We start from the raw sequence: 13,900 nt of genomic DNA, 5'->3' as shown, positions 1-13,900 counted from the left end.
CAGTGAGAACACTGGTTTTATTGCTCTCTTTTTTCACTTCATTTCTGGTAGCTGCACAGCAGGATATTATTCAGGGACGAATTGTGGATGAGAATGGTGAACCGATTCCTGCAGTCAATGTAATCATCAAATCAGATCGATCTAAGGGAACCATCTCAAACATTGATGGTTATTTCAGCCTGGAAATAGCTACAGGCACCTATGATTTGATTTTCTCTCATGTACAATACGGAACGTACGAGCTCACGGACATTCCGACCGGAGTTTCTGACTTCATTGTTACTCTCAGTCCTAATGCCACACAGTTAGAAGACGTTAAGGTAGAAGGTCAGCGAGAGCGAGACGCGATAGACCCTGCTATGAAAATAGATGCTAAATCTGCTAGAAACTTACCATCCGCATTCGGAGACTTTAGTAAAGTGTTACTGACCTTACCGGGGGTTGCTGCTAACAATGAACTATCGTCAGCATACAATGTGAGAGGCGGAAACTTTGATGAAAACCTGGTATATGTCAATGATATCCCGGTTTACAGGCCTTTCCTTGCCAATGCCGGAAGGCAAGAAGGGCTGAGCTTTATTAATCCGGATATGGTTGGCGACATTAACTTCTATGCCGGAGGATGGGAGTCGAAATATGGTGACAAGTTATCCTCTTCGTTGAATATCGATTATAAAGAACCGGAATCATTGGAAGGACAGTTAAACTTTGGCCTACTGGGTGGATCTGCATACATCGGAGATCGAATCAGCGAAGATGTTCAATACCTCTTTGGAGCCAGACACAGAGACTCCAGGTATTTATTGAATACACTCGAGACAGATGGTCAATATCTTCCTTCCTACACGGATGCACAAGCATTTTTTACATTCGATCTGACAGGAAAAAATAGCAAACAGTACAGTAGAACGAAGTTAAACTGGCTGCTTGCATATGGGAGGAATCGGTACCTGACCTTGCCTATCTCACAAACGACTGAATTTGGGTCTGTGTCGCAAAACCTTCGAATTCAAACCGCTTTTGAAGGAAGAGAGCAGCTTGATTATGACACCTATCAAAGTGGAATAAACCTATCTCACAGGTGGTCTGATCGATTTTTGAGCAGGTGGATAGTTTCAGGAGTGTATACTTCCGAACGAGAAAATTATAACGTAGAAGGAGCCTATCGAATTTGCGATGTAGATAATAATCCCGGATCAAACAGCTTTAACGATTGTGTAGTCATTAGGGGGGTAGGTAGAAATTTTGAATATGGAAGAAATAGGTTAGAAGCTAAAATCTATAATGCAGAATGGCGCAATGAATACCTCATTTCCGACTGGTCCATCCTGGAAGCTGGATTTGGCTACAACAAAAACATCATTGATGATGAGCTGAATGAATACGCGTTTCTGGACTCTGCAGGATTCGTAAACCTTAATGAAAGCACTTTCAATGAACTTAATTTAAGTACCGGTATAATTACCGCCTATGCACAGTCGACAGTGTTTACCAGAGACTCACTTCATGCGTTCAATTTTGGCATAAGGGTCAATCACATGGACTACAACAACGAAACACTGTTTAGCCCCAGGTTTATCTATCGCCTAAAGCCACGATGGGAAAATGAAACCTCTTTTCGGCTTTCAGTTGGTAAGTACAGTCAGCCTCCTTTCTATCGAGAGCTGAGAAATTTAGAGGGAGACATTCAGGAAGGAGTAGAGGCACAGCGCTCGATACACGTTATTGGAGCCATGGAGCGTATATTTAATTGGTGGCAAAGACCATTTCTTTTTACAACGGAAGTGTATTATAAATCACTATCCAATGTAATACCGTACGACATTGACAATGTGCGCTTGAGATATTTCGCCAATAACAATGCAGATGCTTATGCCTATGGTTTTGATTTCAGAATCAATGGAGAGTTTATTCCGGGAACACAATCCTGGTTTAGTTTGGGTATTCTAAATACAAAAGAAGATATTGCTGAAGATGACAAAGGCTTCATCAGGAGACCAACTGATCAGCGGATAAACCTGGCGTTTTACTTTGAAGATCATTTACCGAATGACCCTACCATGCGTGTCTATGTCAATTCAGTATTTGGTTCCGGCTATCCATTGGGACCACCAAATGAAATAAATGCAAGAAATATTTTTTCCGGCGATGAATACTATCGAGTAGATATCGGAGCTTCTAAGTCATTTGAACTACTTAATCATAAGTATCTGAAAACCTTGTGGTTAAGAGCGGAAGTGCTGAATGTTCTGGGTGCAGATAACACCTTGTCATACTCATGGATTCAGGATGTAACAGGCGCTCAGCTAGCCATACCCAATTCATTATCGGCAAGGTTTTTGAATTTCAAAATTGCAGCAGACTTTTAGGTGAAGGTTTCGCCTATCTTTGTTTCACCATAACGTAAATAAAATGAAAAGACTCACTCAATTATCCATAATGCTCATAGTTGTCGTTGCGATCACTTCTTGCAACAGACAGGTAACCAGAATTAACCCTGATCAGCAAGTAGACCTCAGCGGGCGCTGGAATGATACTGACTCTAAGCTCGTAGCAGAGGAGATGATCCAGGACGTTACCGGAAGGCCGTGGCACAATGATTTTAGAATAGAAAACAATCGTAAGCCTGTTGTAATCGTAGGCTATGTAAAAAACAAAAGCACTGAGCACATTGAATCGGAAACCTTCATTAAGGATATCGAAAGAGAATTCATTAATTCAGGTTTTGTTCGAGTAGTATCTAATGCAGATTTTAGGGAAAAACTTCGTGAGGAAAGAGCTGAGCAGGGTGAGTTTGCTTCGCCTGAAACACAAGCAAAGTGGGGTAAAGAACTAGGCGCTGACTTTATGATGTTTGGCGTTATTACAGCAATTACAGATAGTTATAAGAAAGAGAAAGTAGTAAGCTATAAAGTCAATCTTGAATTGGTGGATATAGAAACAAATGAAAAAGTTTGGATTGGAGATAAAGAAATCAAGAAATACATTAAGAACTAGATTTTAAATGGCTGCACTAATTGGTGCAGCCCATTTTATTTCCTTATCACCACACTCGACTCCAATGGTTTCCAACAAAGCCAAGTATTCAATTATTATTCTGATTGTTCTATCAGGATGTGCTTCTTTTTACCAACTTAATTATGAATTCAATAAGAATTTTGAAGAAGGGAATATAGAAGAAGCTGCCAGTGTATTAGATCAAAACAAAAAAGCTGCTCGTAGTAAGACAAGGTTTTTGTATTATGCCAATCAGGGAGTAGTAGATCACTTGCTTGGAAACTATGAAGAAAGTAATAATTGGCTTGAAAAGGCTTACCTCTTTGGAGAAGATTACCAAAAAAACTACGTCAATTTCGCCACATCTTATTTTCTTAATCCTAATTTAATCGTATACCCGGGTGAGGATCACGAACACCTCATGCTTTTGTATTACAAAGCCCTGAATTATCTGAAATTGGGACAATTTGAATCTGCCTTGGTAGAATGCAGAAGGTTAAATCAGCGACTGTATGAATTAGGAGATAAGTATGTTTCTGAAAACAGGTATAAAGAAGATGCATTCATTCATAACCTGATGGGTATTATCTATGATGCATCTGGTGATTACAACAATGCATTCATTGCGTATCGTAATGCTTATAAGATATACCGGGGATCTTATTCAGAAATGTTCAATTTGCGAGTACCAGACCAGCTGAAAAAGGATTTGCTTCGAACTGCTTCACTTGCAGGGTTTCCCGAAGAACTGGACATGTTTAGTGATAGTTTAAACATGGAGTATAAAAAGTTACCACCATCTCCTGGTGGTGAATTGGTGTTTTTCTGGCATAATGGTTTAGCTCCTGTAAAAGATGAATGGTCAATAAACTTTGTTGCTGTTAAAGGAGATGGAGGCCAGGTATTATTTGTGAATGAAGAAATGGGGTTAAGTTTTCCGTTCTTTTATGATGCCGGATCTGACGGGAATGCATCCATTACAGACCTGACAGGTACACGTGTTGCATTTCCAAAATATGTAGAACGTGAGCCATTCTTTCAGCAAGCCAGCCTTGAAATAAACAATTACTACTACCCGTTAGAAAAAGCAGAAGATGTTAATGCCATCGCTCAAAAAACGTTAAATGAGCGAATGATAGAAGAGCTGGGAAAGGGGTTGTTACGGGTAGCTCTTAAGAAATCTATCGAAAAGCAAGTCAGAAAAGAAGATGAGACGTTGGGCTTTCTGGTCGGTATTGTAAACTTCGCCTCAGAACAGGCGGATACAAGAAACTGGCAAACTCTCCCACATAGTATTCACTACACTCGTGTGCCATTGAGCGAAGGTGAAAACACAATCACTTTACACACAGAGGGTTCGAGAGGAGAAAATCAACAAACGTTTACATTTATCGGTGAACCTGGAAAGACCCAATTCCAAACGTACCAATCGTTGGAAAGCAATATCGCATTCTAACGATCCAATCGTTTTTCTTCCATTGTCACATCTTGATCTGTACGAACATGCATTTTGATGTTGACCAGAAACTCTCTGCAACCACCATCAATCAATGCTTGCTGAGCATCACGGGCGACTTGCTGTAGTTTGTCGTATGGACCTTGCATCACAGTTTCCATAGGAGTGATCATATAAGTCACTCCTGAGCACTGAATCACATCGATCGCTAAATCAATCTTAGAATATACATCTTCGTCTCGATCCAGAGGAACCACTTGAATAGCTAATTGAATATCTTTATCTGTCATGGATTATAGGTTTTAAGCGAAAATAATTCTTTGAATAATTAGCGGCACACTTTTCCCTATTTAGTGAAAAGGCTTTATTTTGAGGCATCATATTATAACTAACCATTAGCATGTTCACCGAGTACGAAATTGAGTCTATGATAGCATACCCTGAGGTTGCTGAAGCTACTAAGGCTTTAAAAAAGGAATTCCTGAAAACTGAAGCCCCATATTTGGAAATAAGTGATGATGATTTCTTTTCTCTTATCATCATGACACCAACCATTGGAATTGCCATGGCTGATAGTAAAATCAGTTTATTTGAGGAAATGGCGCTCAATAAGAAGGCAAGAAAACTTTCAAAAGGAGGGTACTTCATGAAGAAAGATCCGGTAGTCTACGCAATGAAGTTTCTTATTAAGAACTATTACAATTGGTCGGATAAATTTCTGGATGTATTAAAGCAAACGATTAAAATAACCTGTCCGCTGGATGATATGAATTTAAAGCCGGTAGATAAAAATGCAGAGGTTGATTATCAAGAATATCGTGAAGCTGTACTCCATGCTCCTTATTTATTGATCCGGTTCATTGCAAGTTTCTTTTTGGAAAATGATGAAGACATCATTAATCAAAATCATAAAGTGAGTAAGGAAGAATTTCAGCGTATGAATTTGATTGCTGAGAAGTTGGAGTTAGATAAAATTCCCGTCTTCCAAATGTTTTGTAAGACTTTCCAATAATCTATCGACAGATAAATCGTTGTTGGTATTAATGAATAAATACCCGTTTATATTCATATTTATAGTGGGGGTGATCTTGACTGCATGTGGCGATGACGATACACCAACAACTACCATAGATCAGGAAGTACAGCTGTGGTTAGACTCATCCGGAATCTCTGCATCATTCGATGAAAATACAGGGATTTATTACTATCCGGATTCATTAAACCCGGGAGGCTCCCAGGTTAGCAATGGAAGAGTTGCAGCTATTTACTACACCTTAACAGATTTAGATGGTAACACCATCGCTTCTCATCAGCCTTCAGATGGAGACTCACTATTGTTTAAGGTTGGGGTTTCAGCCGTATATCCGATTGGTGTAGACTTTGGAGTAAGCCTGATGCGTGTAGGAGAAGTTTATAATTTTATTTTGCCACCGTCACAAGCATATTTAAACCTTACATCAGGAGCTATCAACTCCAACCTAATTGCTCATCTTAAAATTCAGTTAGTAGCTGTTCACAACGAAGCGGACATATTTGCGCAGGATACGGTTGATATTAGACAGTACATTGACGATAATAACCTTAACAACCTTTCCTTAAATCCAACCGACTCGATTGTTAAGTATTCTACAGGAATCGTTTATAAAAGAAGAAGCAGGGGTACAGGAAACATTCCATCGAATGGTGATACTGTTGTAGTAGACTATACCGGCAGATTTCTTGATGATACCGGTTTTGCGAGTGATGGGACGTTTGAGTGGGTATTCGGTTCAGATGAGCCAAGAGAACTTTTAAGTGGTTTTGAGTTTGGAGTATCCCTCATGCAAACAAATGAGCGTGCACTTATTATGATTCCATCGTCAGAGGGATATAGAGAAAGTGCTTTGATAATTCCTGCATTCATTACAGGTGATCTTATTGAAGATGACATTATCCCGGACTATGTATCCACCATTCCTCCATATAGCACATTGCTATTTGAGGTAGACCGTACCGATTAATCCATTAATTTTGGAATGATTTGCTCGCTGGCGTCAAACGATATGGAATATACCTGATCCTGGTATTTAGTTGCCTACAGGCCAACACCCAGGATATCTACGAGAAATACAATATTTATCGGGATCCGGTAAAGGTTTTTTTAAATAAGTTCAGCATTACAGCTACCACTGGAATGGCTGTAACAAACTATTCTCATCAACTGCAAGGAGTATATTTTTACCAGGACGCACAGAGTCAATTTATCTTTTCAAACGAGGTTGAAAATCTGGGTAGTTCATTTATCGGATATACGGATTGGCTCAACGACCCTCAGGTAGGATTTAATACCACACTTGAAAATCCTTTTGATGTACCTTTTGGTTATCTGGAAAATCCGGTAAATAATCCATTATTAGGTGATCAAACGTTCTTAATTGATACTGATACAACAGACTTTGGATTTATGGGGGCTTCCAGGGGTGTTCCAATAAATCTTTCCGTCCACTATGAGTACAAAGAATTTAGAGTAGGTGCCGGATATTCGTATGAAATACATTATCTGAGACCTCTGGAACCTACAGCTTTTGGTGATCATGTGAGAGCATATCAGCCAAATGCCAGGCGAACCAGGTACTCCAGACTTTATGGTCTGGTAGGCTATAAATTTTATCAGTTTTGGAGCTATGACTTTGTGGCTGAATTACAAGTGGGTAGGATAAGAGCAGGCCAACAGTTTAACAGAGGTGCTATTAACAGAGGGCTTTACACCAACTTTGGAGTTAGCATTGAAAACAATTGGTCAGAATATTTCAGAGTAATTATCAGACCTAGTGTAGAGTTTAAATCTTACACAACATCAATTCCGGATGGTTCTTCTGTTTCACATAAGTATCCAACATTTGCAATTCAGGCTGGGATTAGCATCAATATTCCGGACATCCCTCGATCACCAATGAAGAGTGATCATGTGCAGCTAAAGCACGTTTATACCGATCCAGTGACCGGTCGCCGAATGGAGGTTAGAGGACAGCCAATCTATAAAAGACAGAACCCTAAAGTCGGAGAGAATCATCGCACGTTATGGCGATATAAGCGCAAGAATCGGAGGAAACTTAACCCGACAAAAAATTAATACTTAACTAGTCGGTAAACGCTAAATTCTATCTTCATTAAAGCAATGATTTGACTAGGATTTTTGCTAAATTGCGGGTTGATTTTTGGCTAACCCAAATAAGCATAAATGGCAGACGGAGATATCGATAACCTATCCTCATCCGAAGAGAATATTATCCCAATAAATATTGAAGAAGAAATGCGCGGCGCATACATCGATTACTCGATGAGCGTTATCATTTCAAGGGCTCTTCCCGACGTTAGGGATGGATTAAAACCAGTTCACAGAAGGATCCTTTATGGGATGGATGAACTAGGTGTTAACTACAATAAATCATATAAGAAGTGTGCAAGAATTGTCGGGGACGTACTCGGTAAGTACCACCCGCACGGAGATACTGCTGTATACGACACCATGGTACGTATGGCGCAGGATTGGTCCATGAGATATCCGCTTGTAGACGGGCAAGGAAACTTTGGTTCAGTAGATGGGGATTCACCGGCAGCTATGCGTTACACAGAGGCACGGCTTAGACGGATTTCTGAAGAGCTTCTGTCTGACATTCGAAAGAATACCGTATCCTACGTTCCTAACTACGATGACAGTACGGAGGAGCCAAGCGTATTACCTTCTAAAATTCCAAACCTACTGGTAAATGGAGCCAGTGGTATTGCTGTAGGTATGGCAACCAATATGGCACCACACAACCTATCAGAGGTAGTTGATGGAACCATTGCCTATATCGACGATAGAGATATTACCATCGAAGGGTTGATGGAGCATATTACAGCACCTGACTTCCCAACCGGTGCTACCATTTATGGATACCAGGGAGTAAGAGCAGCTTTTGAAACGGGCAGAGGTCGTGTAATGCTTCGTGCAAAAGCAGAATTTGACACCACAAGTACAGGCAGGGAGCAAATTATCATTACTGAAATCCCATATCAGGTGAATAAAGCAAGCATGATCGAAAAGACTGCTGCTCTAATTAATGATAAGAAAATCGAAGGTATTTCTGATATCAGGGATGAATCAGATAAACAGGGTATGCGCATCGTATATGACCTGAAAAAAGATGCAATTCCTAATATTGTTCTTAATAACCTATACAAACAAACAGCCCTTCAATCATCGTTTAGTGTTAATAATGTAGCCCTTGTAAAAGGACGCCCTAAAACACTAAACCTTAAAGACTTAATCGTTCATTTTGTCGATCATCGTCATGAAGTCGTAGTTAGAAGAACGGAATATGAACTGGATGAGGCTGAGCGAAGAGCGCATATACTTGAAGGTTATCTAATTGCACTTGATAATCTCGATGAGGTTATTAACCTGATTAGAAAATCAAAGGATCCGGACGAGGCACGAATCGGTTTGATAGATAAGTTTGACTTATCTGAAATTCAGGCAAAGGCCATTCTGGATATGAGACTCCAGAGACTAACCGGCCTTGAAAGAGATAAAATCCAAAAGGAATATGAAGAAATTCAGGCACTCATCAAGGACCTAAAAGAAATCTTAGGAGATGAAGGCAAGCGAATGCAAATCATCAAAGATGAGCTTCTTGAAATGAAAGAGCGCTATGGTGACGAAAGAAGATCCGATATCGAGCATAGTGCAGATGAGTTTACCGCAGAGGATATGATCCCGGATGAGGATATGGTAATCACTATTTCTCATCAAGGATATATCAAGCGTACACCGTTGATTGAATACCGAACCCAGGGTAGAGGTGGAGTAGGAAGCAGGGCAGCCACATCTAAGGATGATGACTTCACAGAACACCTGTTCATTGCTTCAGCTCACAATTACCTATTGATCTTTACCGAATTTGGTAAAGTCTTCTGGAAGAAGGTTTGGGAGCTACCGGAAGGAAGCAAGGCATCCAAAGGAAGACCAATTCAGAATCTGATCAATATTGAATCGGATGATAGGGTACGATCTGTAATCAATGTGAAAACATTAGAGGATCCGGATTATATCAATAACAACTTCCTCATAATGTGTACGAAGCGAGGAGTCATCAAGAAGACTTCTCTGGAAGCGTATAGCCGACCAAGAAGAAATGGCATCAATGCAATTACCATCAGGGAAAATGATAAATTATTGAACGTACGCCTAACTGATGGTGATAATCACATTGTCATTGCCAGCAATTCAGGTAAGGCCATCAACTTCCATGAGGGCGATGTTCGGTCAATGGGAAGAATGGCTGCAGGAGTGAAGGGAATGAACATTACCGACAAGGAATTTATAGTTGGTATGGTTTGTGTAGACTACAAGAACCCACCGAACCTATTAGTAGTATCTGAAAAAGGATACGGTAAACGATCTGACCTGGAAGATTACAGAATCACCAAACGTGGTGGTAAAGGTGTGAAAACGCTGAATGTGACCGATAAAACAGGAGCACTTGTAGCAATCAAAGATGTAATAGATGGAGATGAATTGATGATTATCAATAAGTCTGGAATCGCTATACGGATGTCTGTCGATAATCTGAGAGTAATGGGAAGAGCCACCCAAGGTGTTCGACTCATTAAACTGAATGATGAAGATGAGATATCAGCAGTAGAAAAAATATCTAACATTGGCAACAATGAAGATGAGGAGGGTGAGTCAGAAGCCTCCAATGAAAATGAAAACCAAAAGGATAACGAATAAACAAAAAAAATAATGAGAACATTTTTAACCATTCTTTTAGCGGCTATTTGCGTGGTAGGATACTCGCAGAAAAAGCCTAAAATCAATAAGGCACTTTCTGCAATGGAAGATGGCGAACTTGCAGAAGCAAAAATGATTATTGATGCTGCTATTGAGCATGAAAAGACAAAAGATGATGCCAAAACATGGTATTACAGAGGACAGATTTATGCAGCATTAGACACAGCGAATAATGAGCCTGGTGCATTAGACGAATCTTTGAGATCTTTTGATAAGGCTCTTGAACTAGACCCTGAGCAAAAGAGTACTTCATCCTTCACAGGAACAGGCATAGAGAATGTAGATAGTAAAAGACAAGGATATTATGCTTACTACTATGATCAAGCTGTTCAAGCATACAACGCTGAATCATACGAAGCAGCTACAGAAAATTTTGAAACGGCCTTCTACATCAATCCGTCGGACACTAACGCTATTCTAAACGCGGCATATGCTGCAGTTGCAGCCGGAATGGATGACAAAGCAGAAGAAAATTTTAAGAAGTCTTATGATGCAGGAATTCGAGATAAGAATTTGTTTCTACAGTTGTATAACTATGCGGTTAAAGATGACCGATTAGAAGAAGCGCTGGTTGTCATCCGTAATGCAAAGGATGCACTTCCTAATGAGGTAGAGTTTGCTAAATATGAAATCAGTCTCTTAATTGAACTTGATCAGACTGAAGAAGCAATGGCCGAACTTGAGAAAGCCATTGAGGCAGATCCTAAAAATCCTGATCTACATTTCAGCCTTGGAGTATTGAAAGATGAGCTTGGTGATAAAGAAGGAGCTATGGCAAGTTATGATCGAGCTATAGAAATTGATCCTAATCACTATAACTCAAACTTCAACAAAGGTGTATTCATCTTTAATGAAGCTAATGAATTGATTAAGGAACGAAACGCTCTAAGCTACAAGGAAGAAAAGAAAATTAAAGCACTATCTCAAAAAATTGAAGTGAAGCTAAAAAATGCACTTCCATCTTGGGAAAAGTTGTATGAACTTAATTCTGAGGATGAAACGGTGCTAGAGACACTAGCTTATATCTACACAAGCCTTAAAATGAATGATAAGGCAGAGAAGATTCAGGATGAATTAGATGCTGTCAAAAATTAATTGAAAGTAATATTTCAGATTCAAGCCGATCTTATTGATCGGCTTTTTTGTTTATACACAAATCCACAGATATGCTTCAAGAAATACTTGCCAATTATGCGTTTGAGGAAAAGTTGATTCAGGAAATAAGCGATTCCGGCTATTCAAAATCGTATAAGAAAGGTGAGGTTGTCATAGACTCATCCAACATTAATGGGTATGTACCATTGGTAATAAAGGGACTTTTAAAGGTTTATAGAAAAGAGTCTGACGACAGAGAAGTATTGCTTTACTACCTGGAGAAAGGTGAAACATGCGCCATGTCTATTACTTGCTGTGTAGAACAAAAGAAAGCTTCCATTAAGGTGATAGCTGAAGAAGATTCAACCATTTGGTTTATTCCAAGTACATCAATGGATATTTGGCTCTCTAAGTATCCCTCTTTTAGAAGGTTTGTCTTTCGATCCTATCAGACTCGCTTTGATGAGTTAATGTACACCATTGATAGCATGGTTTTCTTCAATTTGGAGGATCGACTGTATAAATACCTATTGGATACCAAACAAGCGACTGGTAGCTTCGAAATCGCAAAAACTCATCAGCAAATTGCGAATGAACTAGGTACATCAAGAGTGGTTATCTCCAGACTGCTGAAAAAACTGGAACAGGAAGATAAAATCACGCAAACGAGGAATAGAATCGAAATACTCTAAATTCTTGTAACAAAAGTTACACCTCACTTACTTCTCATCAGCTACTTTTGGCTCGTGAATAAAACAGTTCAGCGATTCATTCCAATACTTTCCTGGTTGCCTGCTTATAGGAAATCTCAGCTAAATGGAGATGTATTTGCAGGTATTACTGTAGGAATTATGCTCATACCCCAAGGCATGGCCTATGCATTGATTGCAGGATTACCACCCGTCTATGGATTGTATGCGTCAATCGTACCACAAATCATTTATGCCTTACTAGGAACATCGAGACAGCTTTCAGTGGCTCCAGTGGCCATGGATTCCTTGCTGGTGGCAGCCGGTGTATCTGTTTTGGCTACCGAAGGAAGTGATACCTATGTAGCTTTTGCCATTTTACTTGCCTTTTTTATGGGAGCCTTCCAGTTCTTGCTTGGCATTGCTCGATTAGGATTCATCACCAATTTACTATCAAAACCGGTGATCAGTGGGTTTACGTCTGCTGCAGCATTGATTATTGCATTTAACCAACTGAAATACTTACTCGGTACTGAAATACCTAAGAGTAATAGATTCTATGAAGTCATACTGAATGCATTGAACAAACTTGATGAAACACACCTTTATACGCTCATAATTGGAATTGGAGGCATTATTATCATTCGGCTATTGAAACGCCTGCACAATAACATTCCGGGAGCATTGATTGCTGTTATTGTCGGAACGTTGATCGTCTACATTTTCAACCTCAATTCAGCAGGAGTAAGCATTGTGAAAACAATCCCTGAAGGACTCCCCGGGTTTCAACTACCGAATTTCTCATTAGGTCAATTTGGAGAGGTTCTTCCTTTAGCTTTTACAATTTCTGTAGTTGCATTCATGGAGGCGTTTTCTGTTGCTAAAGCTATGGAGGCCAAAAAGAGAGATCACCGAGTAATACCCAACCAGGAGTTGATTGGGTTAGGAGCCGCAAATATCATAGGATCACTATTCCAATCATATCCTGTGACTGGTGGATTTTCACGGACGGCTGTGAATCAGCAGGCAGGTGCAAACACGCCTTTATCATCAATTATCAGTGCTTCACTAGTGGCACTAACGTTGCTATTTTTAACGCCGCTGTTTTACTATCTGCCTCATGCCATTTTAGCATCTATTATCATGGTTGCAGTAAGCAAATTGTTTGACCATTCCTACGCTATTCAACTCTGGAAAGAAAACAGAAAAGAATTTTTAGTACTTCTATTCACCTTTCTGGTAACCCTCAATATCGGAATGGTGACAGGCATAGTTACGGGTATCATATTGTCAATACTGTTGTTTTTATATCGGGCAGCATATCCACATATTGCAAGGTTAGGACGCATCAAAGGGCATCACGAATTTAGAAATGTGACGCGATTCAATGATTTAGAAACGTGGCAAGAGTTGGCGATTATAAGAATTGACGCACCACTAACCTTTATCAATATTCAGGAGATCAGCGACTATATAAATAAGCTGATTGCAGATGATAAGCGTATCAAAGAAATCATAATTGACGCAGGACCTATAAGTCACATGGATGCCACTGCAGCAGACGGGTTACATGACATTGTCAGCATGTTAAAGGAAAAAGGAGTGAGGCTGGTGATGTGTGACATCATAGGACCGGTAAGAGACGCAATGAAGCAAACAGGATTGGATAAAGTAATCGGTAAACGTAATCTGTTCCTAAGCCTGAGTGAGGCACTAGAAAATGCGCTGACCAACGCTAAAGATCCTTATAAAAAAGTGACCTTACAAACGAATATTAAAACGTAACAATTGTTACAAACCTGAAGATCAAAGCTTCGTACTTTTGTAACATAATTAATTAGAGAA

11 protein-coding genes are annotated in these 13,900 nt (G+C 39.7%); 10 read left to right on the top strand and 1 reads right to left on the bottom strand.

What is annotated here, in order from left to right; genetic code table 11:
• Window positions 1-2: 2 nt before the first annotated feature.
• The 3 genes from ACQK2H_RS11085 to ACQK2H_RS11075 are packed head-to-tail and all read left to right on the top strand — an operon-like array spanning window position 3 to window position 4,453.
• Window positions 3-2,369 carry a TonB-dependent receptor gene (locus tag ACQK2H_RS11085; RefSeq protein ID WP_425391509.1) on the top strand — a complete coding sequence of 789 codons (2,367 nt, stop codon included), beginning with the start codon at window positions 3-5 and terminating at the stop codon, window positions 2,367-2,369.
• Between the two features lie 43 nt (window positions 2,370-2,412).
• A complete protein-coding gene (locus tag ACQK2H_RS11080) occupies window positions 2,413-2,997 on the top strand; it encodes a penicillin-binding protein activator LpoB (RefSeq protein WP_425391508.1) in 585 nt (194 codons plus the stop codon).
• Between the two features lie 7 nt (window positions 2,998-3,004).
• Entirely contained in the window at window positions 3,005-4,453 is a 1,449-nt protein-coding gene (locus ACQK2H_RS11075; RefSeq protein WP_425391507.1) for a COG3014 family protein, read from the top strand.
• Here ACQK2H_RS11075 and ACQK2H_RS11070 read toward each other — a convergent pair.
• Window positions 4,450-4,743 carry a thiamine-binding protein gene (locus ACQK2H_RS11070; protein ID WP_425391506.1) on the bottom strand — a complete coding sequence of 98 codons (294 nt, stop codon included), beginning with the start codon at window positions 4,741-4,743 and terminating at the stop codon, window positions 4,450-4,452. The two genes, ACQK2H_RS11075 and ACQK2H_RS11070, sit on opposite strands and share 4 nt — an antisense overlap.
• Before the next feature lie 110 nt (window positions 4,744-4,853).
• On the opposite strand from ACQK2H_RS11070, the gene ACQK2H_RS11065 reads away from it, so the two are divergent.
• The 7 genes from ACQK2H_RS11065 (at window position 4,854) to ACQK2H_RS11035 (ending at window position 13,840) form a co-directional block, all read left to right on the top strand.
• On the top strand, window positions 4,854-5,465 hold the full coding sequence (locus ACQK2H_RS11065) for a hypothetical protein (protein WP_425391505.1): 612 nt from the start codon (window positions 4,854-4,856) through the stop codon (window positions 5,463-5,465).
• Between the two features lie 31 nt (window positions 5,466-5,496).
• A complete protein-coding gene (locus ACQK2H_RS11060; protein ID WP_425391504.1) occupies window positions 5,497-6,453 on the top strand; it encodes an FKBP-type peptidyl-prolyl cis-trans isomerase in 957 nt (318 codons plus the stop codon).
• 20 nt (window positions 6,454-6,473) lie between these two features.
• A complete protein-coding gene (locus tag ACQK2H_RS11055) occupies window positions 6,474-7,565 on the top strand; it encodes a hypothetical protein (protein WP_425391503.1) in 1,092 nt (363 codons plus the stop codon).
• 108 nt (window positions 7,566-7,673) lie between these two features.
• Window positions 7,674-10,211, top strand: coding sequence for a DNA gyrase subunit A (gyrA, locus tag ACQK2H_RS11050; RefSeq protein ID WP_425391502.1), 2,538 nt, complete (start codon window positions 7,674-7,676; stop codon window positions 10,209-10,211).
• A gap of 12 nt (window positions 10,212-10,223) precedes the next feature.
• Window positions 10,224-11,366, top strand: a complete 1,143-nt coding sequence (locus ACQK2H_RS11045) for a tetratricopeptide repeat protein (RefSeq protein ID WP_425391501.1) — start codon at window positions 10,224-10,226, stop codon at window positions 11,364-11,366.
• 71 nt (window positions 11,367-11,437) lie between these two features.
• A complete protein-coding gene (locus ACQK2H_RS11040; RefSeq protein WP_425391500.1) occupies window positions 11,438-12,058 on the top strand; it encodes a Crp/Fnr family transcriptional regulator in 621 nt (206 codons plus the stop codon).
• A gap of 54 nt (window positions 12,059-12,112) precedes the next feature.
• Window positions 12,113-13,840 carry a SulP family inorganic anion transporter gene (locus ACQK2H_RS11035; protein ID WP_425391499.1) on the top strand — a complete coding sequence of 576 codons (1,728 nt, stop codon included), beginning with the start codon at window positions 12,113-12,115 and terminating at the stop codon, window positions 13,838-13,840.
• Window positions 13,841-13,900 lie beyond the last annotated feature (60 nt).

Origin of the sequence: Ekhidna sp., from assembly GCF_965228795.1 — a bacterium.
Classification (GTDB): Bacteria; Bacteroidota; Bacteroidia; order Cytophagales; family Cyclobacteriaceae; genus Ekhidna.
The sequence above is the reverse complement of the archived record's forward strand: the minus strand, read 5'-3'. Positions and strand labels throughout refer to the sequence as shown.